Source organism: Gracilimonas halophila, from assembly GCF_042684365.1.
GTDB lineage: Bacteria > Bacteroidota > Rhodothermia > Balneolales > Balneolaceae > Gracilimonas > Gracilimonas halophila.
The window spans coordinates 533,147-559,681 of record NZ_JBHULI010000025.1; the positions used below are offsets into that span (position 1 = coordinate 533,147).

The 26,535-nt window shown below is 41.2% G+C and carries 23 protein-coding genes and 1 tRNA gene; 11 read left to right on the forward strand and 13 right to left on the reverse strand.

Translation table 11 applies throughout. The features are described 5' to 3' along the window. Positions 1-14: 14 nt before the first annotated feature. The 9 genes from ACFSVN_RS13250 (at position 15) to ACFSVN_RS13290 (ending at position 13,678) form a co-directional block, all read left to right on the forward strand. The gene (locus ACFSVN_RS13250) at positions 15-1,322 is read left to right on the forward strand and encodes a glycosyl hydrolase family 17 protein (protein ID WP_390303716.1); all 1,308 of its coding nucleotides are present in this window, start codon (positions 15-17) and stop codon (positions 1,320-1,322) included. A 36-nt stretch (positions 1,323-1,358) separates the two neighbouring features. Then, positions 1,359-2,828: a glycoside hydrolase family 30 protein gene (locus ACFSVN_RS13255; RefSeq protein ID WP_390303873.1), complete on the forward strand. Its 1,470-nt coding sequence runs from the start codon at positions 1,359-1,361 to the stop codon at positions 2,826-2,828. Positions 2,829-2,846: 18 nt separating this feature from the next. Next, complete coding sequence (locus ACFSVN_RS13260) at positions 2,847-5,198, forward strand: MFS transporter (RefSeq protein ID WP_390303719.1); 2,352 nt, start codon at positions 2,847-2,849, stop codon at positions 5,196-5,198. A 1-nt stretch (position 5,199) separates the two neighbouring features. Next, entirely contained in the window at positions 5,200-6,105 is a 906-nt protein-coding gene (locus tag ACFSVN_RS13265; RefSeq protein WP_390303722.1) for a glycoside hydrolase family 17 protein, read from the forward strand. Positions 6,106-6,107: 2 nt separating this feature from the next. Next, a complete protein-coding gene (locus ACFSVN_RS13270) occupies positions 6,108-7,040 on the forward strand; it encodes a glycoside hydrolase family 17 protein (protein ID WP_390303725.1) in 933 nt (310 codons plus the stop codon). Positions 7,041-7,152: 112 nt separating this feature from the next. Then, complete coding sequence (locus ACFSVN_RS13275; RefSeq protein WP_390303728.1) at positions 7,153-9,009, forward strand: T9SS type A sorting domain-containing protein; 1,857 nt, start codon at positions 7,153-7,155, stop codon at positions 9,007-9,009. 211 nt (positions 9,010-9,220) lie between these two features. After that, positions 9,221-11,914, forward strand: a complete 2,694-nt coding sequence (locus ACFSVN_RS13280) for a ligand-binding sensor domain-containing protein (RefSeq protein WP_390303731.1) — start codon at positions 9,221-9,223, stop codon at positions 11,912-11,914. A gap of 40 nt (positions 11,915-11,954) precedes the next feature. Then, on the forward strand, positions 11,955-13,187 hold the full coding sequence (locus tag ACFSVN_RS13285; protein ID WP_390303734.1) for a TlpA family protein disulfide reductase: 1,233 nt from the start codon (positions 11,955-11,957) through the stop codon (positions 13,185-13,187). Positions 13,188-13,306: 119 nt separating this feature from the next. Continuing rightward, positions 13,307-13,678: a hypothetical protein gene (locus ACFSVN_RS13290; protein WP_390303737.1), complete on the forward strand. Its 372-nt coding sequence runs from the start codon at positions 13,307-13,309 to the stop codon at positions 13,676-13,678. Positions 13,679-13,785: 107 nt separating this feature from the next. Here ACFSVN_RS13290 and ACFSVN_RS13295 read toward each other — a convergent pair whose 3' ends face one another. From ACFSVN_RS13295 to thrS, 11 genes are all read right to left on the reverse strand, one after another. Then, a complete protein-coding gene (locus ACFSVN_RS13295; RefSeq protein WP_390303740.1) occupies positions 13,786-14,469 on the reverse strand; it encodes a tetratricopeptide repeat protein in 684 nt (227 codons plus the stop codon). Positions 14,470-14,540: 71 nt separating this feature from the next. Beyond that, positions 14,541-15,233 (reverse strand): ABC transporter ATP-binding protein, encoded by a 693-nt coding sequence (locus tag ACFSVN_RS13300; RefSeq protein ID WP_390303743.1) that lies wholly within the window; start codon positions 15,231-15,233, stop codon positions 14,541-14,543. Further along, positions 15,233-16,051 carry a TIGR00282 family metallophosphoesterase gene (locus ACFSVN_RS13305; RefSeq protein WP_390303746.1) on the reverse strand — a complete coding sequence of 273 codons (819 nt, stop codon included), beginning with the start codon at positions 16,049-16,051 and terminating at the stop codon, positions 15,233-15,235. Before ACFSVN_RS13305 ends, ACFSVN_RS13300 begins: the two co-directional genes overlap by 1 nt. A 27-nt stretch (positions 16,052-16,078) precedes the next feature. Further along, positions 16,079-16,372 carry a cell division protein ZapA gene (locus tag ACFSVN_RS13310; RefSeq protein WP_390303749.1) on the reverse strand — a complete coding sequence of 98 codons (294 nt, stop codon included), beginning with the start codon at positions 16,370-16,372 and terminating at the stop codon, positions 16,079-16,081. After that, a complete protein-coding gene (locus ACFSVN_RS13315; protein ID WP_390303752.1) occupies positions 16,369-16,623 on the reverse strand; it encodes a hypothetical protein in 255 nt (84 codons plus the stop codon). Before ACFSVN_RS13315 ends, ACFSVN_RS13310 begins: the two co-directional genes overlap by 4 nt. A gap of 16 nt (positions 16,624-16,639) precedes the next feature. Further along, positions 16,640-19,048, reverse strand: a complete 2,409-nt coding sequence (gene pheT, locus ACFSVN_RS13320; RefSeq protein ID WP_390303755.1) for a phenylalanine--tRNA ligase subunit beta — start codon at positions 19,046-19,048, stop codon at positions 16,640-16,642. Between the two features lie 17 nt (positions 19,049-19,065). Beyond that, positions 19,066-20,073 carry a phenylalanine--tRNA ligase subunit alpha gene (gene pheS / locus ACFSVN_RS13325; RefSeq protein WP_390303758.1) on the reverse strand — a complete coding sequence of 336 codons (1,008 nt, stop codon included), beginning with the start codon at positions 20,071-20,073 and terminating at the stop codon, positions 19,066-19,068. A gap of 138 nt (positions 20,074-20,211) precedes the next feature. After that, on the reverse strand, positions 20,212-20,559 hold the full coding sequence (rplT, locus tag ACFSVN_RS13330) for a 50S ribosomal protein L20 (protein ID WP_390303761.1): 348 nt from the start codon (positions 20,557-20,559) through the stop codon (positions 20,212-20,214). Positions 20,560-20,577: 18 nt separating this feature from the next. Continuing rightward, on the reverse strand, positions 20,578-20,778 hold the full coding sequence (gene rpmI / locus ACFSVN_RS13335) for a 50S ribosomal protein L35 (protein WP_390303764.1): 201 nt from the start codon (positions 20,776-20,778) through the stop codon (positions 20,578-20,580). Positions 20,779-20,853: 75 nt separating this feature from the next. Then, positions 20,854-21,399 (reverse strand): translation initiation factor IF-3, encoded by a 546-nt coding sequence (gene infC / locus ACFSVN_RS13340; protein WP_390303876.1) that lies wholly within the window; start codon positions 21,397-21,399, stop codon positions 20,854-20,856. Positions 21,400-21,417: 18 nt separating this feature from the next. Beyond that, a complete protein-coding gene (thrS, locus tag ACFSVN_RS13345; RefSeq protein ID WP_390303767.1) occupies positions 21,418-23,361 on the reverse strand; it encodes a threonine--tRNA ligase in 1,944 nt (647 codons plus the stop codon). 162 nt (positions 23,362-23,523) lie between these two features. Between thrS and ACFSVN_RS13350 the strand changes: the two genes are divergently transcribed. Both ACFSVN_RS13350 and ACFSVN_RS13355 read left to right on the forward strand, forming a co-directional pair. Beyond that, complete coding sequence (locus ACFSVN_RS13350; protein WP_390303770.1) at positions 23,524-24,621, forward strand: PAS domain-containing protein; 1,098 nt, start codon at positions 23,524-23,526, stop codon at positions 24,619-24,621. Next, positions 24,622-25,653, forward strand: coding sequence for a sensor histidine kinase (locus ACFSVN_RS13355; RefSeq protein ID WP_390303878.1), 1,032 nt, complete (start codon positions 24,622-24,624; stop codon positions 25,651-25,653). Between the two features lie 25 nt (positions 25,654-25,678). Here ACFSVN_RS13355 and ACFSVN_RS13360 read toward each other — a convergent pair. After that, positions 25,679-25,752, reverse strand: a tRNA-Val gene (locus tag ACFSVN_RS13360). Positions 25,753-25,936: 184 nt separating this feature from the next. Next, positions 25,937-26,299: a four helix bundle protein gene (locus ACFSVN_RS13365; protein WP_390303773.1), complete on the reverse strand. Its 363-nt coding sequence runs from the start codon at positions 26,297-26,299 to the stop codon at positions 25,937-25,939. Positions 26,300-26,535: the final 236 nt, after the last annotated feature.

The window sequence follows — 26,535 nt, forward strand, 5'->3', positions numbered from 1 at the left end:
CAGGGTCAGGAATCATGAAATACTCACTCACTCATCATTCATTCAGTTTCCTGATCCTATTGGGTTCCGTTCTAATAATTGGCTGCAATAACCAACCCCGTGAAAACTCAGATACTACGAACGTGACAGCAGAAGAAATCCTACAAGACCCAGTAGCATATCCGGCCATCTCTTATAGTGGTTATAGGGAGATCACCCGTGATAGTGTTCCCTCTATCGGTGAATTGAAGGAAGACATGAAGATACTTTCTGCTATGGGCATTAAAATGGTCCGAACTTATAACGTATATCTCGATGCAGTCCCCCGATTATTAAAGGCGATCAGGGAAATGAAAGCAGATGGTCCTGATTTTGAGATGTACGTGATGATGGGGGCATGGATAGATGCAAAAAATGCGTGGACAGATGAACCGGAACGAATCAGGGATGAAGACAGTCCCCGCAATGCTGAAGAGATCGATCGCGCTGCCGCTTTAGCCAGGGAATATCCTGATATTGTAAAGATCATCGCCGTCGGAAATGAAGCTATGGTACACTGGCAAACCGAATATTACGTGGAGCCGGGAATTATTCTGAGATGGGTAGATCATCTTCAGGGATTAAAAGAATCAGGGGAACTGCCCGAAACTCTATGGATCACAAGTTCCGACAATTTTGCTTCCTGGGGTGGAGGAGATCCTGCCTATCATAAAGAAGACCTGAATAAACTTATTGAAGCCGTGGATTACATTTCCATGCATACTTACCCAATGCATGACACCCATTACAATCCGGTTTTTTGGGGTCTAAGAGATGGTGAAGAGGATCGTTCTGACATGGAAAAGATCGAAGCAGCCATGCAGCGATCACTCGATTATGCTATATCTCAATATCAAAGTGTGGTCGATTACATGGAGAGCCTGGGTGTAAGTAAACAGGTTCATATCGGTGAGACCGGATGGGCAACGGTATCAAATGGATACTACGGGGATGATGGGTCGAAGGCTACTGATGAGTTTAAATCAGCCCGGTTTCATGAAATGATCCGTGAGTGGTCTGAAGAGAATGATGTCTCAGTTTTCTATTTCGAAGCTTTTGATGAGAAGTGGAAAGACGCTGAAAATCAGCAGGGATCGGAAAACCATTTTGGGTTGATCAATCTTCAGTCACAGGCCAAATATGCACTTTGGGATAAAGTTGATGCCGGGGCATTCGAAGGATTGACCAGAGATGGAATGCCGATCACGAAAACCTTCGGGGGCGATATCGATTCCCTTATGAAAACCGTGAGTGTGCCCCCAACCAACGAAGAAATTCAAACAAGAGTAAGTGGGGAGAACTAAATGCTGAACTTCATTCAATTTATTGCTCCACTTTTAATGATCGTCCTAATGGTTGGTTGTACTAAAGAACGGCAACTTGAAGTTGAAATTTTTGAAACATCGGAAAGTGGAAATAAGCTTACAAAACTAGAGGAATTCCGGGAAGTAACATCTCAAGTAAAAGTGGTATTGGATCCTGAGGAGACATTTCAGGAGATCACAGGAATTGGAGGTTCCTTCACAGAGGCATCCGCTTACTTGTTAAATCAATTGAGTGATAAAAACAGGGATAAGATACTAGTGGCATACTTCGGAGAGTCAGGGGCGAAATATTCGCTTACCAGAACTCATATGAATTCCAGCGATTTCTCATTGGGTAATTACTCCTATGCACCTATTGAAGGTGATACTGAACTCGAAAACTTCTCTATTGAAGAAGACCGTGATGATATCATTCCTATGATTAAAGATGCCATGGCTATCTCAGAAGATGGTTTCAAGATCATATCCTCGCCATGGACGGCCCCGCCCTGGATGAAAGATAATAAGGAATGGGAGGGCGGAAAGCTTTTACCGGAATACTATGACACATGGGCGCTGTTCTTTTCAAAATACCTGCAAGCTTATGAAGATGAAGGTATCGATATATGGGGTATCACAGTTGAGAACGAACCTTTAGGTAACGACAGTAACTGGGAGAGTATGCACTACACTCCGGAAGAACAAAACGAATTCGTGAAAGGTCATCTTGGTCCGATCTTAAGAGAAGAATGGCCGGATGTAAAAATTCTGGGCTACGATCAAAATCGCCACGAAGAGCTTATTGAGTGGGTTGATGCTATGTACGATGATGAAGAAGCTGCTCAATACTATGATGGAACGGCGGTGCACTGGTATGCGAGTACCTACAAGATCTTTGCTGAAGAACTTCAGTATGCTCACCAAAAAGCCCCTGATAAACATCTGATCCAAACAGAAGCAACGGTGGATGCTGAAATACCTGCCTGGAAAGACGATGACTGGTATTGGTCGAAAGAAGCAACAGATTGGGGCTGGGATTGGGCACCTGAAGATCGGAAACACCTTCACCCCAAATATGTGCCGGTTTTCCGTTATGCCCGGGATATGATCGGAACACTCAACAATTGGGTAGATGGCTGGGTGGATTGGAACATGGTTCTGAATCGTCAAGGCGGGCCAAATTGGGCAGAAAACTGGTGTGTAGCTCCTGTTATTGTAGACCCTGATGCAGACGAAGTTTATTTCACACCTCTGTATTACACCATGTCACATTTCAGCCGGTGGATTCGTCCGGGTGCAGTAAGGATTGGTCACAGCCAAACAGGAGATGAATTAATGCTTACAGCGGTTCAAAATCCTGATGGAACCATTGCGGTGGTTCTTCTAAATCAGGAAGAGAATTCTAAAGGGATACAATTAGATCTGAATGGAAAAACAGTCTCCTTTGAAATAAAGGGAAAAGCTATTCAAACCGTGCTAATCCCTCCCATAAATGATCGGTCTTAAACCATAAATCAATAAAAGATGTCACAGCCTAAAGCATTAAAAAAGAAGGTGCCCTATCGTCATAAGATAGCATTCGGGATGGGTATGCTGGCTAATCAGATGTTTCCCGCCACATTGGGAATATTTATGGTAGTGTTGGTGCAGAATCTTGGTTTTCCGGGCTGGATGTGGGGGATTGTTTACTTCTTACCCCGGGTTCTTGACGCCGTTACCGATCCTATTATGGGCTTTATATCTGATAATACCCGTTCAAGATGGGGACGCAGAAAGCAATATGTGATCACAGGTGCGGTAATAATGGGAGTAGCTTTTACGATCATGTGGCAGCTATACGCTGAAAACACAGTAAACTATAACTTCGGCTACTTCTTGTTCTGGTCATTCGCTTTCTACATTGGCTTAACCATATTCAGTGTTCCTTATGTAGCTATTGGTTATGAAATGAGTGACGATTTCCATGAGCGAACTGAAATTATGGCGATCGCACAATGGATCGGTCAATGGGCCTGGGTCATTGCTCCCTGGTTTTGGGTGATCATGTATGATCCGGAGTGGTTCCCAACCGCTGAAGTAGCTACTCGTGAACTTGCTATCTGGGTAGGAGTAGTTTTTGCTCTGTGTGCTATGATTCCCGGTCTTTTTATTCCTGGAAGATCTACTGTCAATGAGGATTATGAACCACTCACACTGAAGAACGTTGGGCGAAGCCTGAAGGAAATTTTACGTGGTTTCAAAGAAGCATTTTCTTCAGTTCCGTTTCGAAAGCTCTGTATTTCTACCTTCTTCATTTTTAATGCCTTTAATACCGTTGCCGGTTTTTCATTCTTCATTATAGTCTGGTATTTGTTTGGAGGAAACGCCGGAGAAGCGGGTATTTGGACTCCACTGTTTGGAAGCGCGGGAGCATTAGTTACCACTTTTCTGGTGATTCCTATTGTGGCTCGCATGTCAAAAAAGCTGGGCAAGAAAAATGCATTTATGATATCCCAAACAATATCATTGTTTGGATACGCCAGTTTGTGGTTTCTATTTGTTCCCGGAAAACCATGGTTGTTCTTGCTGGCATTGCCTTTCCACTCTTTTGGGATCGGGAGTTTGTTTGTATTGATGATGTCTATGACTGCGGATGTGATCGATCTTGATGAACTCAAATATGGAAAACGTAGAGAAGGAATATTTGGTGCGATCTACTGGTATATGGTGAAATTTGGTTTTGCGATTGCTGGTGGATTAAGCGGTGTAATTTTGACCGTAGTAGGTTTTGACGGAAACCTGGATGTACAGCCTGAGGGAGCAATCACAGGATTAAGGTTATTCTTTTCCGGCTTACCAATGTTTGGAACAATGGTGGCACTTTGGGTAATGCGTGATTATGACGTAACCGAAGAAAAAGCTAATGAGGTTCGGGAAATCCTGGATGCTCGCAAAGCAGAAAAGGAAGCAGCTCCGGCTCCCTATTTTTATCAGAAAGATATGCTGCTTTCTATGACATCTGTCGATCCCGAAGTAGAGGCGATCTCAGCCGAGATCAACAAACTAAGTATGAGGAAGCTAAAGAGTAGCTTCAAGGAGTCTTTGAACAGCGGCATACATGGGATTTGTTTTAGTCCTTACCTGGAAGGCCAGAGTCTGGGTGATCAGCTATCAAGAGAACAAATTGAGAAGAGAATGAAAGTAGTGGCTCCACATACCAGCTGGGTTCGTTCATTCTCATGTACTGATGGTAACGAATACATCCCCGAAGTTGCCAAAAAAATGGGATTAAAGACCATAGTTGGTGCTTGGATTGATAATAATCTGGAAGCAAATGAAACAGAGATTCAGAATCTAATTAAGATTGCCAAAGCCGGTCATGCAGATATAGTCACTGTAGGTAATGAATGTCTGCTGAGAGAAGAACTAAGTGAAGATGAGATCGTGGGATACATCAAAAAAGTAAAAGAGGCGCTGCCCGGGGTGAAGGTGAGTTATGTGGATACGTACTATCAACTCCATAAAAGCCCGAAAGTGATTGAAGCATGTGATGTGATACTGGCTAATTGCTATCCATTCTGGGAAGGCTACGATTCCGATCACTCATCAATGTATTTGACAAAAATGTATGATGTGATAAAAGAGGTTGCCGGTAATAAAAAAGTCATCATTGCAGAAACAGGATGGCCAACATATGGGAAAAACGTGGATCAGGCAGAACCGTCCATCGAAAATATGATGAAATACTTCATTCGCTTAAAGAAATGGAGTGAAAAGGAGGAGGTTGAAGTGTTTTACTTCTCCTCATTTGACGAATCCTGGAAAGCCCGACACGAAGGTGATGTAGGAGCGAGATGGGGACTTTGGAATAAAAATGAACAGTTAAAAGTAAACTAAGATGTCATTCAGAGAAGAAAAATATTTGACTTACAAGCGTTCAGGATCAGTATCCGACCTGAATTACATAGACGGAGAACCAGATCTGGATATTAACTGTCTGTTCAGGGAAGTCCTGAACGATGGCATTCACGGCTTTTGCTTTAGCCTGTATGAGGAAGGTCAGTCTCCAGGTGATACGGTATCTGAAGGCCAGATCCGGCGAAGAATTGAGAAGATAAAACAGCATTCTGAATGGATCAGAACGTTCTCATGCACGGAAGGAAACGAGCTTATACCGGTTATTGCGAAAGAATATGGCCTCAAGACCCTTGTTGGAGCCTGGCTTGGGAGTGATAAAGATAAGAACGATGAAGAGATCGAAAGTTTGATCCGTTTAGCGAAAGATGGATATGTAGACATCGCTGCTGTAGGGAATGAAGTGCTTTACAGAGATGACCTGACTGAAGAAGAGCTATTAGAATATATCGGAAATGTTAAGGCCGAATTAACGGATATCCCTGTCGGCTACGTGGATGCCTACTATGAATTTGTACAACGTCCTGCATTGGTCGATGTATGCAATCTGATCCTCTGCAACTGCTATCCATATTGGGAGGGAACATCCTTTGAAGATTCATTTCAGCATATGCGCCAAATGTATTATCAGGCAAAAGAGGCCGGAAAAGGTAAAAAAGTGATCATCACTGAAACCGGATGGCCAAGCAAAGGTGAGGCTCTTGGTGGTGCTGTTCCATCAAAAGAAAATGCTATTCGATATTTCGTTAACACCAATTTATGGTCACAGGACGAAGACATAGAAGTGTTTTATTTCTCCTCGTTTGATGAGTCATGGAAGGTCAGCAGTGAAGGGGAAGTTGGAGCTTACTGGGGAATCTGGGACGCCCAGGGAAATTTAAAATATTGATTATGAATAGCTTTAAAAAAATTGGGATCGAACCGGGACCTGCAATTTGCTACTCAGGTTATAGAAATGGTCAACAACCCGGTAAAAAATTGCCTGCTTACGAGGAGGTCAAAGAAGACTTGGGTCTACTTCATAAGCATTGGAAATATCTGCGGCTGTTTGATTGTGATGCTCATGCTCAAACAGTCATTGATGTGATCCAAAGGGAAGGCTTTGAGTTCAAGATCATGCTTGGGTCTTATATCGTGGCAGAGCAAAATAATTTCAATTGTCCCTGGGGGGGAGGTGTTTATCCCAAAGTACAGCTGGAACAGAATGAGCTCTTCAATCAGAAAAAGATTGAACGACTTATTGAATTCGGCAACCAATATCCGGACATCATCTTTTCATTATCAGTTGGAAATGAAGCATGCGTAGGATGGACTGATCATTATGTGCCTGAAGAAAAAGTATTGAGCTATGTACAGCAGGTTCAGGAAGGAGCAAAGCAACCGGTTACATTTTGTGAGAATTATGTTCCATGGCTATCCAAGCTGGAAGAGCTTGCCGAAACCGTAGACTTTATATCAATACACACTTATCCGGTTTGGGAATATAAACCCATTGAAGAAGCTCTTTCTTACACCAAAGAAAATTTCTACTCCGTTCAAAAAAAATATCCTCACAAACCGGTGGTCATAACTGAAGCAGGATGGACCACAAGGTCTAATGGAAAAGGAATTGAACCGAGATTAGTAAATGAGGAATTCCAGAAGAACTATTTCGAAAATGTAACAGAATGGGCAACCGAAGAAGACATTCCAACCTTCTTCTTTGAGGCCTTTGATGAATACTGGAAAGGTGCACCCGAGCCTTATGAACCTGAGAAGCACTGGGGCCTTTTTAATATTGACAGAAAGCCAAAATTGGCTATTCAGCATATCATCGAGAGTTAGAAAATGGAGGCAAATACATGCAAATAATTTTACCAATAACAGAAATAATTGAACACTTAAAAAAAGTATCGAACAAAAAGCTACAATCTATTAACAACCAAACCCTAAGATCATGAAAACAACAATATTAACAACGATATTGACATTTGCTCTGGTTATGATGTCTAGTTTGGCATTTTCACAGACCGGGACAGTAATATTTACAGAAGACTTCGATGCAGCTACATCTATTGACGATTGGACTACTGCTGGAGATGCAGCTTCAAGACCAGGTGATATAACACTTGAATGGGCTGAAACAGCAGGTGTAGGTTCTACCGGCGCATTGAGATTTAGCGGAGTTAACTCAGATCCTGCAGCAGGACGAGCTTATATCCTTGAAAAATTATTTTCGGGTATAGATTTTGGAGGAGAAACTGATGTTACTGTTTCTGTTTCAATTAAATCTGAAGGATTGACAAATACGAACTTGTCTATTCTTACAGAGATCAGTGGATCTGTTCAGGAAAACCCTTCAGCTACGGGCGATATTAATGAAACTGGATTTACTACATTAACATTTACACACTCATCAATATCAGCCACAGCAAATTTTGTAAAGTTCTTGTTTAATATTGCAGCAGGAGCTGTACAGGATGCTGGTGGCTCTATATTAGTTGATGATATCTCTGTTACTGCGAACGACGGATCTGGCGGAACCGGAGAAGAACTTCTTACCAACGGAGATTTTGAAGCAGGAAGAGCTCCATGGACAGATACTGCCGGTGAGATCAGGGAAGAAGGAGGAAATAGTTATTTCTTTGCTGATGTTGCAACAGCAGGACAAGCCTTTAATGTGAATTTAAGCCAGGTTCTGGAGATCACTCAAGGTGAAAACTATATTCTCGAATTTGATGCTTCAACCGGTTCCGGAAATACACGGACAATGATAGCAGGAATAGGACTTAATGAAGGAGACTTTGTTTCAGTAACACAAGAGATTGAGCTAACCGATCAAAACCAAACTTTTACCCTGCCTTTAACAGCTACAGGATTTGGTTCTGCAAACAGTCGCGTTCTGTTCGATATGGGTGCGGATGTAGGTATAGTAGTAATAGATAATGTGTCTTTAGTACAAGGTGGAGAAGGGACTCCAGTAGTAGAAGCACCTGAGCCACAGACCGCCGCTCCTACGCCCCCTGACAGAGATGCAGCAGATGTTATATCATTGTTTAGCAATGCCTATACCAACATTGAAGTTACTTCCTGGGCAACGGAATGGAGTCAAGGTTCTACCAGTACTGATATACAGGTTGAAGGTGACGATGTGAAGCAATTTAATTTAAATAACTTCAGTGGAATACAACTTGCAAATTCCATCGATCTTTCAAGTTTCACACATATGCACATTGACTACTGGATCGCAGATGATGTGACAGGAGGAGAAGTACTGAATCCTAAATTGTCAAACCATGGAAACCTTCCAGGTACAGCAGGTGAGACAAGTGCAATAATACTTGCTAATCCGGTTACAAGATCTAATGAATGGGTTTCACTAGATGTGGAACTTGATAATTTCTCAATAGCTGGTGGCGGAAGCAGTGCAAGAGACAAGATATATCAGATACTTCTTACAGTTGATGGAACTATAGATGTGGCATACATCGATAACTTTTATTTCTACAAAGAAACTTCTACAAGCATAGAAGATGGGGCAGAAATACCTGAAGGGTTCTCACTGAACCAGAATTATCCAAACCCATTTAACCCAACAACCAATATATCATTTAATATTCCGAGCAATGGAGAGGTTAAACTGGAAGTATTTAACATTCAGGGCCAACTCGTAGCTACATTGGTAGATGGATTCCGATCTGCCGGAGAATATTCGGTCACATTCAATGCAGCAAATCTGGCTTCCGGAATTTATACATACCGTTTGTCCACAGAGAACTCCGTTCAAGTGAAAAGCATGGTACTTATTAAATAACAGTAGAATTGACATCAATTCACATAATAATGAAACCGATCTCCTTACAAAATGGGATCGGTTTTTTTATACTCTTCATACCGACTTCATACTATTGATGCATTTTGGACAAAATTTTAGTTAAACTGAGAGGAATTATAATTAGTCACATTTGATTTAAAGTATGATTCGGCAACGATAAGACACTAATTTTTAGCTAACCCTTTTCTATTTGAGCCTATTAGCTACATATTTGATTTTCTTTTTTGGGAGTATATTTGCTTTTCAGTCTCAACAGCTACCTGAAAAAGGAGTTCCCTATCTTAAAAATTTTACACCTGCTGATTACGATCACAAAGGCAAGATATGGAGTATTGATACTGCGCCTAACGGAATAGCCTACATGGCCTCCAATAGTGGGATTCTGGAATATGACGGCCGGGAATGGAAAAATTATTCAGGGAGTGATGGTATAACACGTTCATTGGTTGTGGTCAATGATTCATTGATATATACCGGATCAGATTTGGATTTTGGGGTTTGGAAACGAAACGAATACCTGGAATTTGAATACACCTCACTCTATCCATTTCGGGAAGATCTTACAGGGATAAGTGAGGAGTTTTGGGACATTCATTACATCGACGATAATGTATTCTTTGTGTCAGCTAATAATATATATGTATATAGTGAGGGTAACCTAACTAAGATTGCTGCTCCAACTGAGATTCAGAATAGCTTTACGGTAAGCGAAACACTCTATTTTCTCGATGAAGGGGGATTATTTAGAATTGAAGATCTTTCTCCAAAACAAGTTCCCGGGTTCCCAAAGAACAATATTCCTGAGATGATAGGGGCATATGAATATGAGGGAAGTCTGATCATGATAAGTCAGAATTCAGGTTTATATCAATACAAAAATGAAGTTTTTAGCCAAATCAACACAGAATTATCACAAGTTCTGAATGAAGGTAATGTTTTTAGTTTTGAACAAATTGATGATACTCATCTTGCATTCGGGACAATTTTAGACGGGTTGTATATAAGTGATAAGAACGGCAATATTTTACATCACATAAATAAAAATAAGGGGCTGCAAAATAATACGGTTCTAAGCATGCACCAAAGTTCATTTGGCCATCTTTGGCTGGGAATGGATTACGGGGTTTCATTTTTAGATCTTAGTAACGAGCATACCTTTTTCTACGATTACAGAGGGAATTTTGGTACCGGATACAGCGCCATTCTCAGAGAGGATACTTTTTATTTAGGTACTAATCAGGGGTTATATAAAACGGATTGGAATGAACTGAACAACTACAGAAGTGAATTTGATAATTTTGAGATAATAGAAGGATCGGAGGGCCAGGTATGGTCGCTTACAACTATTGAAGATCAAATTTGGATAGGACACGACCGTGGCTTATTTACATTGCAGGATAACAAATTAAACAGGCTTGGTGACCTGCGAGGGGTTTGGACTATTCAGCCTTATAAAGATCATTTACTTGTTGGGACTTATAATGGCATCTCAATCTTCAGAAAAGAGAATAGTGAGTGGTCTTATTGGAAGCAAATGGAACTCATTGTTGGTTCTTGTAATCAGATCCTGATCGAAGATGAACAAACTATTTGGGTTAATATTCCTAATTACGGTGTTATAAGAGCTTCTCTAGATGATGATCTTTATCCAACGGAAAGAGAGATCTATCTTTCCGAAGAGTTTGACGGAAACAACCAGTATTTGAGAATTGAAGAAGATGGAGTTCAGGTATTGACAGATACTCATAAATTTGAGTACTCTGCCTCAGAGGGATCCTTTTCAGGTCAAATTCAAGATCAATTAAATTCGAAAGTTGAAGATGTACTTCAGGGAACAACTAAGCCTGTTTTACTGAATTATGAATTTGAATTTTATCCCATTTATAATGGATTCGCCTTAAAGAATCTTAGCATGCAAAAAAGTAAGCCGGATACTGCATATCAATTAGTATTCAGAAATGTCAAAGCTTACAATAATGATGAAGTAAGAAAAACCTTTGGAGGAGCAGAACTCTCTTATACTTTCAATAATCTTAGAGTTGAAAGTATAGTACCGAATCAAGAGGATGTGGAGTATCAGTTCAAAACTGATGCTAATGAAGAATGGAGTGATTGGTCTGGCTCAGGGATCATTGAACTTATCGGAATGAAGTATGGAGATTCCCAATTATCAGTCAGAGCAAATGTGGATGGAACTATCACAGCGGCTGAAAATATATATTTTAGTGTGAACCCACCTTGGTATCGAACCTGGTATGCCTATACTGCCTACATATTCATGGCATATATTTTAATATGGGTTGTTTATTTCATACAGGGAGCAAAACTTAAAAAACAGAAGAAAGCCCTGCTTAAGGATCAAAGAAAATCGCTGCACAAACAAGAAAAACGGTACAGGCAAAAAATTAAAGAAGCTGAGGAGGCAAAGTTAAAAGCCGAATTCGAGAATGTTAAGGAACAGCTTAAAAGCAAGACCATAGAGTTGGCTACTAAAGCTCGGGAAAATGACGAAAAAAATAGGATATTGGAGTCTTTAAATGAAAAGCTAAAACGAATTGAGGAAAGCCCAGAGAATATAGAACGAAGAGTAACCGAGCTTCAACAAATAGTTGACTCCCATATAAATTCAGATGACAATACCTTTGAAATTCAAATTGATGAACTTCATAAAGATTTTTACTCAACACTGAGAAACGAATTTTCTGAACTGACAAGATATGACCTTCGTCTTTGTGCCTACATCAAACTCGGTTTTGATTCCAAAGAAATATCCAATCTTCTTAATATTAAACCATCGAGTGTTTACATTAGTCGTTCGCGGCTGAGGAAAAAACTCAATATTGAGTCAGATGAAGATCTACATGGTTATCTGGGCTCTCTGTGAAAATGTACTTTCTTGATCTATGCTATCCAATTGGAATTCTATGAAAAAAACTATCTTTAAGCTTTTTCTCCTTCTTTTGTTAAAAACCAGTCTGTATGCACAGGATGCAAAAGAGGGGAGCTGGAGGGGGGAAATTCATTATCAACCTACAGGCGAGAAGTTGACCGTTATCCCTTTCACATTCACAGTCAGCTATCCGGAAAACTCCAACGCACCGGTTTTGAATTTTATCAATGGTCAAGACAGTGCATCCATAAACGCAACCGTTCAAAATGATACTATAACGGTGCCCATGTTTGGGTTTGATATCACACTTAAAATGGCTGTAAGTAAGTTTGACAGTGATATAATGAATGGATACCTGATAAAGCATTATAATGATCGTAAATATGATTTTAAGGCTGTTTATGGAGCACCTAGATATGTTATAGAGCAAGAAGAAGATGTAATACAGGTAGGTTCCAGATGGAATATGAAAGTAAATGTTGGCCGGCCGGATGAATATCCTGCAGTAGGACTTTTTGAACAGGAAGGGGATCGTGTTACCGGAACTATTATGACTGAAGTGAGCGATTATCGTTTTTTTGAAGGGAAGGTTGAAGGCAACGAATTAGAGATGTCTGTTTTTGATGGAGTCCACTCTTTTTTATTGAAGGGAAGCTATAATGAGCAAGAAGACAGGTGGAAAGGAGAACTAATTCTTGATGAAGGTTATTCTCGCCCCTGGGTGGCTGAACAGGATAATGGAGCGGAGCTTCCTGACCCATTTGAGATCGTAGATCTAACCGGAAAGAACATCAGGCCGGATTTAAAAAAATTAGCAGCTCTTACAGATCAGCAAATTGATCCACAAGACTATGAGGGTAACGTGCTTGTGGTACAACTTATGGGAACCTGGTGCTCTAACAGTCAGGACCAAACCCGATATCTGACAGATTGGGTGGATAATAATTCTGACCGGGATGTTAAGCTGTTGGCTGTAAATTATGAGGCAAATTATTCTCCTGAGTATGGTTTAAGCAGAATTGAGACGTATAAAAATCGTCTTGATATTCCATATCCTATGATCCTGGGCGGCCCACTTTCTAAAACCAAAGCTGCTGAAGCTTTTCCCTTTATGGACGAGATACTGGCTTTTCCTACCTTGGTTTTTATCGATAAGGGAGGATATGCCCGTTATGTACATAGCTACTTTACCGGTCCGGCAACCGGAGAATATTACAAAGATTTTGATCAGAGATTTAATGCTATCATCGATGAGCTAACGCAGTAAATATGCTACTTCTAATGAGAAGACTCTTTTAATATCCTTTTTTAATTAAATAACTTTTTCCCGGAATCTTGGTATACATTAGTTAGAAACTAAGGTTCTTTCAAAATCACAATTCCGTTATGACCTACTTAACCTTGTTAATTCTTTCATTGGGATCTTTAACCGCTTTAGTTCTTTTTGGGATGATATTTTACGGTATAAAGAATCGTAAATACATGGAAAGCCTTGGAGAAAATCTGGATGAATCAACTACGGTTTTAAAGGGAGATTTTAAAGAAATTCGAAGGTCCCTCGAAGGCAATGAAAAACAACAAGAGAGAATCTTAAAAAGGCTCCAAAACTTAGAGACGATCGTAACCAGTGAAGCCTGGGATGCCATCCAGGCCGGAGAGGATGAGAATACCATTGGCCTCCACCTTAATGATGAAGAAGAAGAACAGCCCGATGCTGAAGAAGCAGCCCGAAGAATAGCCAGGAAAATAAACCGATAAACTCATCTTTGTGTCTATCCCCTTGATTCTTTAACTGATGAGATGGAATTCAAATAAAAAAGGCCTCGTTTGAGGCCTTTTTTCCAGATCAATAAAATCAGTACTGATTACTTTGTAGCAAGCATCCCTTTCAGGCGCTGAGACTCAGCCAATTTGGTGCTTTCGGGGTAATCATTGATAACCCGGTTAACCAACTCAGTGGCTCGTTCATAGTTCTCAGCTTCATAATAAGCTTGTGCGGCTTCGTAGAGATTGGAGGGAGTGGTAACCTCATTTTCATTCCATTCTGCTGCCTGAACAAATTTATCGGCTGCTGCAGTGTAGTTCTCCTGAGCCAGATAGACTTTAGCATGGAAGGTCAGGGGACCAACGCCAAGGATTCCTTCAGGTACGTCGAACGCTTCTATATACATAAGAGCGTTATCAATATCGCCAAGTTCGAAACTTGAAACAGCTGCATAATAATTGGCAAGGTTGCCTGCATTTGTCCATGGAAATTCTTCAGCGATCTGATCAAAACCATAGGTCAATTCAAAATCGTTGCCATAAAGGGCTTCTTCATAATTTCCCTGGATATAGGCAGTTTCTGCTATGGACAGGAGTTCCTGTGCCTGGTTTTCCTGAGCAGAGGAATAATACTTATAGCCAAAAAAGCCTCCGATAACGATTATCAGAGCCAAGGCAATGGTTATGATTTGGGTTTTGTTTGCGACATAATAATCCGCAGCACGTTTATAATTCTCCAGCAGCGGATCGGATTCTAATTCTTCTTTTGAAAGCCTTTTAGACATATTTGTATAATTAAAATAACTGTGATTTTTAGATTCAGAAAATAGGACTGTTTTTGGGACTTACCAAAACCCTAAAGTGTTTCTAAAACCCCTTTTTTTAGTTCTAATATTCGATCTGAGCGTTGTGCAATTTCTTTCTCATGTGTGATGAGCAAAACAGATACCCCCATGGCTTCTCTAAGCTTGAATAAAAGGTCGAGAATGATATCGGTATTTTCCTGATCCAGATTTCCTGTAGGTTCATCGGCTAAGATGATCCTGGGGTTATTCATAAGGGCTCGTGCCATAGAAACCCGTTGCTGCTCACCTCCGGATAACTGTGTGGGACGGTGACCTTTTCTGCCTTCAATACCAAAAAGGCCCAACAATTCTTCAGCGCGCTCAAAGGCCTCTTTAGATTCAGTGCCTGCGATCAGCCCGGGCATGGCTACGTTTTCAATTGCAGTAAACTCGGGCAGGAGATGATGAAACTGAAACACAAACCCTATATATCTGTTTCGGAACTCTGCCAGATCATCGGTTTTATAAGTAGTGATGTTCTTGCCATCCCAGAAGACATCGCCTTTATCGGGACGATCGAGTCCGCCAAGAATATGTAATAGTGTACTTTTGCCGCTTCCGCTTGAACCGATGATGGAGGTAATACTTCCTTCCGTGACTTCTAAATTCATGCCCTGTAAAACATGAAGCTCATCCTTGTCAGGACCTCCGGGGAAACTTTTGTGCAAATTTTTAGCTTCGAGAACAATCTTTGAATTATCCATTATGAACCTTCCGTATTGGTAAGACCGGGATAGGTTACCGGCTCTATATGAACACATTTACCGGTTTCAATATCTACTTTGGCAAACACCCCACACAGTTGATTGTCACCCTTAGCGGCTCTGTATTTCTGGTGAACACCGGTCATAAATCGTTTAATGGAAACTTTTTTATCCATCCCGATCACAGAATCAAAAGAACCGGTCATTCCGGCATCGGTGATGAAACCAAGTCCATCGGGTAAAATACGTGCATCGTTGGTTTGAACATGTGTATGTGTACCAACCATTACAGAAGCCTTCCCGTCAATGTGCCAGCCTAAGGAGATCTTTTCGGCAGTTGCCTCTGCATGGAAATCTACAAAAATGATATTCGTCTCTTCTCTCATTTTCTCTAAAGCCCATTCGGCGGCCGTAAAGGGATCATCAATGGCTTTCATAAAAGTGCGCCCTTGTAAATTCAAAACCCCAACTTTGATATCTTCTTTGTTGGGAACCGGAAAGATGCTAAATCCCAGGCCTGCATTTCCTTTGGGATAGTTGAGAGGGCGGAGGATGTGATCATTCTCACGCATGTAGTCGAAGATTTTCCACTTATCAAAAGAATGGTCACCGCCGGTGACAACATTTACTCCAAGGTTTAAAAGATTCTTGACGATACTGCGGTTGGTGCCAAAGCCTTCATGGGAATTTTCTGCATTGGCGATCACAAAATCTGCGTTGTATTTCTTAATGAGGCTGGGTAAGAAGGTGTTGGTCATTTCAATACCCGGGTCACCTACAATGTCTCCAACAAAAAAAATGCTGATAGTATCAGCCAAAATGAGCTCCTAAAATTATGGGATTGGTTATTCTTTGATCTCGGTAAGTAGTCGCTCTAAACTGTGGTTCACTCGTTCCATAAGGACTTCCTCACTGTTTTCGAGTTCACTGTTTGCATTACGCACTTCAAATAGTTCCTCAGCGATACTGAGTGCAGCAAGAACCATTACGGTAGATTCCGGTTGTTTTACCAATTGCTGGCGATAGGTCTTGAAACGATCATCCACAAACTTGCAGATCCTGATCATAGATTCTTCTTCGTGGTCTTCCACTTTAAGCGGGTACTGTTTTCCAAGAATAGTAACTTTTATGGATTTCATGTATCAGCTCCCAGGTGATGATCAATTTTTGAAATAAGGCCCTGCACATGTTGCCTGAGCGCAAGCCGTTCGCTTTCGCTGATGGCTGAAAAGATATCTGTTTGCTTTTCGTGCTCTTCTTCAAGCTTGGCTTTAAGCTTAGCATTATCGCGCTTTAACTCACGAATTTCCTTTTTCAGGCTATCAACTTCCGTACCCACTTCATCCAGAAGCTGCCTGAACTTATCGGTTTGTTGTGCAAGTTTGTTCATACGTATGCAGGTTACCCTAACCTCTCAATTTAGCTGAAAAATCTTTTTCCAATGATTTTACTATACGCTGAATAATAGGTTCTACTTCTTTGATATTCAAGGTCTTGTTAGGATCAAGGAATTGTAGCCTGAAGGCGAGGCTTTTGTTCCCCTCACCGATGGATTCTCCCTCAAAAACATCAAAGATATCAATGCTTTCCAGCTGGTCTCCGGCTTTTACCTTTATCGCATCCATGAGCTCACCGGCTGTTACGGACTGCGGAACTATGACTGCAAAATCAAATTCAAAGGCGGGGAATTTGGGAACGGCTTTAAACTTCATTTCGGGGATCACGCTTAAAGCTTCAGCTATGGCTGATACCGAAAGTTCAGCAACAAAAGTTTCCTGTTCAAAATCATATGATTTTTTAAGATCATTCGCAGGTACGAACAGCGAGCCGATCTTTACGTCACCCCAGAAATAGTTCAGTGTTTCAGCATCGGCGGCTTTTGAAGATATATGATCGGTCAAATTGAGCTTTTTGAAAAATGCATTTACCAATGCTTTCAGATCAAATACTGAATATGATTCAGCCTCATTCGACCAGATATCAGTATACTTCATTCCGGCAAGACCAAATAGTACATGTACTTCCTCCTTGATCCCTTTATAGTAGGTGCCTTCTTCATCCTTATTGAATACGTGTCCAAGTTCAAAGAACCGGACTCCCGAAGCTTTTCGGTTGAAGTTATAAGAAGCTGATTTCATGAATCCATGAAGCAGAGAGGGACGAAGGGTGCTGTTATCCTTATTCAAGGGATTCAAAGCCGGGATCATGTTATCCAGTTCGCCATACAATGCAGCATCTTTCTCAGAAATTAGAGAATTGGAATAGATCTCGCGAAGCCCTAATTGTAATGCCGTATTCCTGATTTTTTGATTTAGTTTCTCCCAATCATTTATGGGTTCGGAAGAAACAAAAATTCCATGTCCCGGAGATGGGATCTTATTATAGTCGAAAAGGCGGCCTACTTCCTCGATCAGATCTACTTCACGCTCCAGGTCAGGACGGAAAGTCGGGATCTCAAAAGTGATCGTGTCCTTATCCTTAGAAACTTCTGTAAGCTCCAGCCCATCCAAAATGTTGCTGATAACATCGACCTCAAAATCAGTTCCGAGCAAAAGATTTACATAATTTTTTCGTAGTGTGAGCTGATGTGTCTCTGTTTCAGTTGGATGTATGTCGATAGTTTCATCGGCGATCTCTCCACCCGCAACTTCAGCAATTAACTGAGCGGTACGCTCTGCTGCAAGAGCTTGAATATTTGGGTCAATGCCACGTTCAAATCGATAGGAAGCATCGGTTTGCAGGGTTTGCTCTTTGGCAGTTTTACGGATAGAGCCGGGATCGAAATACGCACTTTCGATGAGAATGTCAGTGGTATCATCACTTACTTCTGAATCGACTCCTCCCATTACTCCGGCTATCGCAACAGGACCTTCACCGTCACAAATAAACAAAGTGCCGGCTGAGCATTTACGCTTTACATGATCCAGTGTCTCAAATTCAATTTCTTTTTCAAAGTCTTTAACTACAATTTCCTTGCCGCGCACGGTCTTGTAATCAAAAGCGTGCAAAGGCTGGCCTAATTCATACATCACGTAGTTGGTCACATCAACTACATTATTGACGGGGCGTACCCCTATAGCCTTAAGTTTATTTCGCAGCCAGCTTGGGGATTCTTTTATTTCAACACCCTTGACTATTTTGCCTACATAACGATGACATTTTTCGGCATTTTCAATTTTTATGCTGATGTCATCTGAATCCTTAACTGCTTTTCCGGATCTTATTTCCGGCTTCTTTAGCTCCAGATTTAAAGCAGCTGAAAGATCCCGTGCAACTCCCAAATGACAGGTAGCATCCGGTCGGTTTGGAGTGATGGCAATGTCGATGATGGTATCTTCATACAGTTCAAAGATCTCAGATATTGGAGTTCCAACTTTCAGGTTCTCATCCAAGACCATAATTCCGTCATGATCGGTTCCAAGCCCGAGCTCATCCTCGGCACAGATCATTCCTTCTGAAACTTCTCCGCGAAGTTTAGCCTTCTTGATCTTGAGGTTTGAACCGTCATCCAGTTTAATGGGAAGGGTAGAGCCGACTGTAGCAACGGGCACTTTTTGTCCTGCCGCTACATTTTTAGCTCCGCAAACGATCTGTGTTTTGGAGTTGCCGAGATTGACATCACAAACCTGAAGTCGGTCAGCATTTGGGTGCTCACGAACTTCCAGCACTTCGCCTACGATCACACCTTCTAATAAGCTTCCGAAATCTTCAATTTCTTCAACTTCGAGTCCGATGAGCGTTAACTTGTCTGCGGTTTCTTCCGGTGAAAGAGGGAGGTCAATAAATTCTTTAAGCCAGTTATAAGATACTTTCATTAAAGTAAGGTAGGTATTTAGTTAAACTGTTCTAAAAACCGAACGTCATTTTCATAAAACGTACGGATGTCATCAATTCCGTGGCGGAGAATGGCAATTCGTTCAACGCCCATTCCCCAGGCAAAACCAGTATATTTCTCAGGATCAACACCGGCTGATTTGAATACATTGGGATCAACCATTCCGGAACCTAAGATCTCAAGCCACTTTCCATCTTTTTCAGAACCCCACCATATATCCATTTCAAGGCTTGGTTCTGTGAAGGGGAAGAATCCCGGTCGAAGGCGGTATTTTACATCAGTACCAAACATTAATTTGGCAAAGGTAATGAGTGTTTCCTTAAGGTCAGCGACGCTTACATTCTCATCAATATATAAAGCTTCCACCTGGTGAAATAGAAAATAGGACTTGGGTGAAACAGCCTCATTTCGGTACACACGTCCCGGCATAATGGTCCGGATCGGCGGCTCGGTATTCTCCATCAACCGAATCTGAACGGGGGAGGTATGTGTTCTGAGAACCAGGTCCTGTACTTTTGGGTCATCACTTTTACGGATGAAAAAGGTGTCTTGCTCATCGCGAGCAGGGTGATTGGGAGGAAAATTCAGCGCGGTAAAGTTATGGAAATCATCCTCGATCTCCGGTCCGTCAGAAATGGTAAAGCCAAGCCGGTAAAAAATAGATTTCATTTCCTCCAAAGTCTGAGTCAATGGATGTAACGAACCCAGCGGATAGGAAGGAGAGGTTAGGGTGATGTCGTCTTTGGCACTCAGGTCTTTACTTACATCCTGAGCAAGTGATGCTTTGGCATCTTCAAACTTTGACTCAGCCATCACCTTGATCTGATTCATGGCCTTTCCAACTTCAGCACGGTCTTCTTTAGGTACTTTACCCATGTTCTTAAACATGGACTGAACCTTGCCATTACGTGATAAGAACTCTAAGCGGAACGCTTCAAGCTGATCCTCATTCTTAATTTCGAAGTTCTGAATTTCTTTTTCTAAAGCTTTAATGTCATCAAGCATGGAGTGCTTATATAGTTGTTTTCAAATGAAATTATTACAATGTCATGTGAGCGCATACAGCAATCACAATTCCCAATAATAAAAAAACCGGTAAACCTTTTGAAAAGATCTACCGGTTTATATCATAAATATATGCAATTAAGCAGTGGCTTCCTTTACAATAGCAGCAAACGTATCTGCATCGTGGACGGCAAGATCTGCAAGTACCTTACGGTTGATCTGCATATCCTTCTGCTTCATCGCGTGGATGAGCTTGGAATAGGTAGTACCGTTTAGTCTTGATGCCGCATTGATGCGGGTGATCCATAATCGACGGAAATTACGCTTACGATTCTTGCGATCTCTATACTGATAGAGAAGTCCTTTCTCTACGGCATTTTTCGCAATGGTGTAAACGTTCTTACGCTTGCCCCAGTAACCTTTCGCTTGATTTATAATCTTTTTGCGACGGCGACGGGAAGCCACAAGATTTAGTGAACGTGGCATTTTGTCGTTATTTTAGAATTAAAAATTATAAGGCAGTTGTTTCTTGATAGACTTTTCATCGGCTTTATCAACCAATGTGTCTTTACCAAGCTGTCTCTTAGTTTTACTACTTTTCTTAGTCAAAATGTGACGCTTAAAAGCTTTCTTTCTTTTAATTTTACCGGAACCGGTAACCTTAAAACGCTTTTTAGCACCACTGTTACTTTTCATTTTTGGCATGGAAATCCACCAACTTTTGTGAAAATTTAAAGACTTATAAAATAGGGAGATTTAAACCCCTACGCAATGAAGGAATTAACTTTTTGAAGGGGTCAGCATCATGATCATTCTTCGGCCTTCCATATTGGGCTTGGATTCCATTTTGCCAACATCAGAAAGGTCTTTAGCGAGTTGTAAAAGCAACAATTCGCCTTTTTCAGTATAAAGCATGTCACGGCCTCTGAACTGCACCGTTGCTTTAACTTTGTCTCCGCCTTCCAAAAATTCCCTGGCATGGCGTGTTTTAAATTCAAGATCATGATCGTCCGTATTAGGACGGAAGCGCAATTCTTTAACAGACATAGTGTGCTGTTTTTTCTTGGCTTCTTTTTCTTTTTTCTTTTTCTCGTACATGTATTTTCCAAAATCAATCACCTTGCAAACAGGGGGCTTGGCTTTTGGGGCAACTTCTACGAGATCCAAATTGAACGATGCGGCTATTTCAAGCGCACGCTCGGATGTTGCGATCTCGTGCTCCTCATCAGGTTTGATAACCCGAACTTTGGCTGCATTGATTTCTTCATTAATTCTTGGACGATCCTCATTTTGAGGAGGGCGTCGCGAGTAACTTCTTCTTGCGATAGTAACCTCGTTGTTTAGTTAGTCTTTAGGTAAAGCTTTTGTTTTAATTTCTTCATTAATATCTGAAAGAAAATCAGAAAAATTGAAAGTTCCAATATCGCCTTTTTTATGGCGACGGACGGAAACTGTTTCATTTTCTACTTCCTTTGCTCCCACTATTAACATATAAGGAGTCTTACTCGTTTCAGCATCCCGGATCTTTCCTCCGATCTGCTCGCTTCGTTTGTCAATTTCAACACGAACTCCAAGTTCGGTCAATTTCTCATAGCAATAATCAGCATACGCATTTTGGTCATCGGAAATAGGGAGAATGCGAACTTGCTCCGGAGATAACCAAAGCGGGAAGTCACCGGCAAAGTGTTCGATCAAAATACTGGTGAACCTCTCCATAGATCCAAATGGTGCACGGTGAATGATCACCGGACGATGTTTCTCATTGTCAGACCCAATATAGGTCAGATCAAAACGCTCAGGCATTACATAATCAACCTGAACGGTTCCAAGCTGCCATTTGCGGCCGATTGCATCGCGTATGATAAAGTCGATCTTTGGTCCATAAAAACTTGCTTCACCGGGAGCGATGGTATAATCCAATTCCATTTCATCGGCTACTTCTTTGATCTCTTTTTGAGCACGATCCCAATATTCGGTATTTCCACCATACTTTTTCTCATTGTCGTCTCTGTAAGAAAGGCGGATATCAACCGGCATCCCAAACGTACTGAATACTAGCTGTGTAAGCTCAATGGTATTCTTGATCTCTTGCTTCAGCTGGTCGTGAGTGCAATAAATGTGGGCGTCATCCTGAGTGAATCCACGTACTCGTGACAACCCGCTCAACTCTCCTGATTGCTCATAGCGATAGACAGAGCCAAATTCAGCAAGTCTCAGCGGAAGATCCCGATAGCTGCGCATTTCATTCGAATAAATTCGGTGATGATGCGGGCAGTTCATCGGTTTAAGCATATATTCTTCATCGTCAACCTGCATGGGATTGTACTGCGAATCCTGGTAGTAAGGATAATGACCGGAAGTTTTGTACAATTCAATATTGGCGATGTGCGGAGTGATCACCTCTTTATACCCACGCTTCTTTTGTTCGTCTCGAAGGAAGGCTTCCAGGGTTCTTCTTAAAACGGTTCCGTTTGGCAGCCACATCGGCAGGCCACTGCCCACCATATTATCGATCATATAGATACCCAGCTCTTTTCCGAGTTTACGGTGATCTCTTTTTTTGGCTTCTTCAATTCGGTGCAAATGCTCATCCAGCATTTTTTGCTTCGGAAAACTGATCCCATAAATACGAGTCAGCTGCTTACTGTCAGAATCCCCGCGCCAATAAGCTCCGGCAAGGCTGGTCAGTTTTACAGCTTTTACATCACCGGTATTAGGAATATGTGGCCCACGGCAGAGGTCAGTGAAATCGCCTTGTTGGTAAAATGTAATAGTACCGTCTTCAAGATCTTCGATCAGGTCAACTTTATACTCATTGCCTTTATCTTTATAGAAATCCAGAGCTTCTTTCTTGGAAACCTCTCTGCGTTCAAATTCTGACTTCTTGCGAGCCATCTCAATGAACTTTTTCTCAATCTTTTCGAGATCATCCTGGGAAATTTGCTGATCCCCAAAATCAATGTCATAATAAAAACCACTTTCAATGGGCGGTCCGATACCGAATTTTGCTTTCGGGTAAAGTTCCTGAATGGCTTCAGCTAACAAGTGAGCAGAAGAGTGCCAAAAGGTGTATTTACCGTCTTCGCTATCCCATGTATTTATAGTGATATCAGCATCTTCGGTGATTGGTCTGTCAAGGTCGAGGATATCACCGTTTACTGTTATGCTAAGGGCGGCACGGGCTAAGCCTGCTGCAATGGATTGGGCGACTTCGAGCCCGTTTACTCCTGATGAATATGTACGTTGAGTTCCGTCGGGTAGTGTAAGCGTAATGTTTTGGTCTGCCATTCAGTTTATTATTCTCAGAATTTGTTAGTACCGTAAGATAAAAAAAATAGTATGTACACACAGGCTTATTCCTGCTATATTTTTAACTTAATTCTTGTTGGAATTGCTGGATCAGAAATGGCATATTCGTTCGGCAATGAATTAAATCATCTTTGGTAAAAAATGAAATTTACCTCTGAAGCAAGCTTCTTTGATGCGCAGCCAATGTTTGTTTGTGAACAGGCATCGCTGAAGATCCTTGACGTAAACGCTGCTGCGTCTAATATTTTGGGTTTTCCCAAGAAAAAATTCCTAAAGAAAAGGATCCTTGATTTCGGTTCCAAGAAAACATTGAGTGAACTTGATGGGTATCCGGCTAATAGTGAACAGAGAAATATTGATGACGTATGGTTGTTCAAGACCGATAAAGGAAAAGACATCTATTTCCAGCTTTCAGGTCACCTGATCAATTACAAAGGTCACCCTGCAAAATTGGTTATCGCACATAATATTTCTGATTTTTTTGAAGGGAGATCTTCCAAAAAAAAGCTGCTTTCCAGCCAATTGAATCTGAATAACTTCCCTCTTGCGGAAATTGAGTGGGACCCTTCACTTCGTATCATAAGATGGTCAGAAAAAGCGGAAGAGATATTTGGATATACCGAGGAAGAAGCAATAAAAGGGGACGGATTGCTTCAGAAATTCATTCATGAAGATGATCTGGATTATGTGCGTGATAAGATCCGGGAAAGTTATGAAAGAGGAATGCAGGAAGTTTCTCATATTAACAGGAATATCACCAAAGATGGTGAGGTGATCTATTGTGAGTGGTATAATTCCTTACTGTATAATGATGAGGGTGAAGTAGTATCAATTTATTCCCTTACCCATGATGTTACAGCCCGGGAAACGGCATTGAATAATGCAAAGCGGGGGATGAAGAGTTATCAGGATCTGTTCAACTCCATAAGTGACGCTATTTACATGCTGGATAAGGATGGAATGATAGTTGAGGTTAATGAAGGGCTTGAGCAAACTTTTGGATATAAGCGTAGAGAGGTAGTCGGTAAGCATAATAAGATCCTGGCTGCACCCGGGAAATACGATGAACAGCGTATTCAGGAGATCATCAATTTGGCACATGACGGTAAGCCGGGTAAATATGAAGGCTGCGGAAGGAAAAAGAATGGAGAGATCTTTCCAACGGAATTCCTGGTGAATACCGGAAATTATTTTGGAGAGGACGTGCTCATCGTAATTGAGAGGGACGTAACCGATTGAATAGAATCGGAAGAAGCCCTCAAACACCGGGAGGGATTATTTAGCAAGCTGTTCAATTCTTCTCCTATTGGTATCGCTTTATTAAATGAACACCGTGAAGTGGAAATGGTGAACGACGGATTTGAGCAGCTTTTTGGCTATCGTGAGAATGAACTTCGCGGACTGGAACTCGATAAGCTGATAGTTCCGGAACAAGGCCATGAGGATGCCCTGCGTTTAAGTGAAAGTGAACGTGTAAAGCAAGTTACTGAACGTCGTATCCGAAAAGACGGAACGGTTGTGGATGTGATCATATATGCCGTTCCGGTTGTAGTTGAGAAGAGCGTGGTTGGTATCTACGGGATCTATGTGGATATCACCGACAGGAGAAAGGCGGAAGAACAGGTGCGGAGATCTCTGCGGGAAAAAGAGATGATGCTTGCCGAAATTCATCACCGGGTGAAAAATAATTTAGCGGTGATCACAGGAATTCTTGAACTGCAATCCTTTTCTGCTGAAAGTGAGAGTGCGAAACGCATCCTGAAAGACAGTCAGATGAGAGTGAATTCCATTGCTATGGTACATGAGAAGTTGTATAAGAGCGAAGACTTTTCCAAAGTTGATATCAATCAGTATTTCAACGAATTGTCTGAGATCATTCAAAAGACGATGAGTAAGGGCAAAACTAAAGTAGATATCGAGCTGAATATTGACTCGGTTCAGTTGCCGATCACACAAGCTATCCCATGCGGACTCTTACTGAATGAAATTCTCAGTAACAGTTTTAAACATGCTTTTGAAGGCAGGAAAGAAGGGACAATAAAAATATGTTTATCTAAGCTGACGGATAAATTAGTATTAAAGATCCAGGATGATGGAATAGGGCTTCCCGATGATTCTGATATCGACATTAATAAGTCGATGGGAATGACTCTTATCAAAACACTTGCAAAACAGCTTGACGCGAAGTTCAATTTTAGGAATGAATGCGGAGCTTCCTTTGAATTTGAGTTTGAGAAGAGAGAAGTAGAAAATAACCGCAACAGCAGTTAACTGAAGAATAGCCAAGAATAGAAAGTGCGTCCTACTGGATTCGAACCAGTGACCTCTGCAATGTCAATGCAACGCTCTAACCAACTGAGCTAAGGACGCATTATTTTTTTAAATCAAGGCTTCAAATATAGGCACCTTTCGGGCAGGATTACAACGGAAGTTTTAGGTTTTTCGGACTGTTTAAATTCGCCCATCGTAAATCGGTCTTTCGGTCGGTCGAAAATCAATTGAAACAGAATTACGATTAACCGATGGACCGATAGACCGAACTGCGAAGTGGGTTTTAGTTCTGCAATTTTTTTCGGGAAGTTTGAACGCTTTTCACAAAAATAGAAATAAGCTCATTACACTCTGATAAACCATTTAAGAGGTGTTTTTCAGATGTATATAAATTTGAATACTGAATAATCTTTAGGCAAACATATGATTCTCTTAGTTCTTTTAGAATAACCTGAAGTTTATGGATGAAATCCTTTAAAGATTCAGCACTTCTTGCCTCCCCATAATTTAAAGCGGGAGAGGTTCCACTTCTTACTAGTTGTCCGGATAAGTGATTTCCGGCCTTATTGGAGGGAATATCTTCAAGAATTTTAATAATGAGTACTGAGAATTTTATTAGTTGTTCCTCTAGATCTGCCTTGTTCATTTCAAATATGTTGATTTAATCTTTGTATGTAAGAGAGATTCAAATGTAATTCCTTACAAAAGATTTCTTCGTCCATCGTAAATCGGTCTTTCGGTCTATCGAAAATCAATTGAAACAGAACTGAGATTAACCGATGGATCGATAGACTGAACTACGATTTAAATTTCCTTTTGCTACTACACAATTGTTTGAACAATGCCGTATCTTTGGCGCTCATTAAGATTTAGTTATTTGGC

Coding starts and splice junctions, on each gene's coding strand:
- ACFSVN_RS13250 (WP_390303716.1), top strand. CDS start 15: ATGAAATACTCACTCACTCATCATTCATTCAGTTTCCTGATCCTATTG.
- ACFSVN_RS13255 (WP_390303873.1), top strand. CDS start 1,359: ATGATCGTCCTAATGGTTGGTTGTACTAAAGAACGGCAACTTGAAGTT.
- ACFSVN_RS13260 (WP_390303719.1), top strand. CDS start 2,847: ATGTCACAGCCTAAAGCATTAAAAAAGAAGGTGCCCTATCGTCATAAG.
- ACFSVN_RS13265 (WP_390303722.1), top strand. CDS start 5,200: ATGTCATTCAGAGAAGAAAAATATTTGACTTACAAGCGTTCAGGATCA.
- ACFSVN_RS13270 (WP_390303725.1), top strand. CDS start 6,108: ATGAATAGCTTTAAAAAAATTGGGATCGAACCGGGACCTGCAATTTGC.
- ACFSVN_RS13275 (WP_390303728.1), top strand. CDS start 7,153: ATGAAAACAACAATATTAACAACGATATTGACATTTGCTCTGGTTATG.
- ACFSVN_RS13285 (WP_390303734.1), top strand. CDS start 11,955: ATGAAAAAAACTATCTTTAAGCTTTTTCTCCTTCTTTTGTTAAAAACC.
- ACFSVN_RS13290 (WP_390303737.1), top strand. CDS start 13,307: ATGACCTACTTAACCTTGTTAATTCTTTCATTGGGATCTTTAACCGCT.
- ACFSVN_RS13295 (WP_390303740.1), bottom strand. CDS start 14,469: ATGTCTAAAAGGCTTTCAAAAGAAGAATTAGAATCCGATCCGCTGCTG.
- ACFSVN_RS13300 (WP_390303743.1), bottom strand. CDS start 15,233: ATGGATAATTCAAAGATTGTTCTCGAAGCTAAAAATTTGCACAAAAGT.
- ACFSVN_RS13310 (WP_390303749.1), bottom strand. CDS start 16,372: ATGAAATCCATAAAAGTTACTATTCTTGGAAAACAGTACCCGCTTAAA.
- ACFSVN_RS13315 (WP_390303752.1), bottom strand. CDS start 16,623: ATGAACAAACTTGCACAACAAACCGATAAGTTCAGGCAGCTTCTGGAT.
- pheT (WP_390303755.1), bottom strand. CDS start 19,048: ATGAAAGTATCTTATAACTGGCTTAAAGAATTTATTGACCTCCCTCTT.
- pheS (WP_390303758.1), bottom strand. CDS start 20,073: ATGCTTGATGACATTAAAGCTTTAGAAAAAGAAATTCAGAACTTCGAA.
- rplT (WP_390303761.1), bottom strand. CDS start 20,559: ATGCCACGTTCACTAAATCTTGTGGCTTCCCGTCGCCGTCGCAAAAAG.
- rpmI (WP_390303764.1), bottom strand. CDS start 20,778: ATGCCAAAAATGAAAAGTAACAGTGGTGCTAAAAAGCGTTTTAAGGTT.
- thrS (WP_390303767.1), bottom strand. CDS start 23,361: ATGGCAGACCAAAACATTACGCTTACACTACCCGACGGAACTCAACGT.
- ACFSVN_RS13350 (WP_390303770.1), top strand. CDS start 23,524: ATGAAATTTACCTCTGAAGCAAGCTTCTTTGATGCGCAGCCAATGTTT.
- ACFSVN_RS13365 (WP_390303773.1), bottom strand. CDS start 26,299: ATGAACAAGGCAGATCTAGAGGAACAACTAATAAAATTCTCAGTACTC.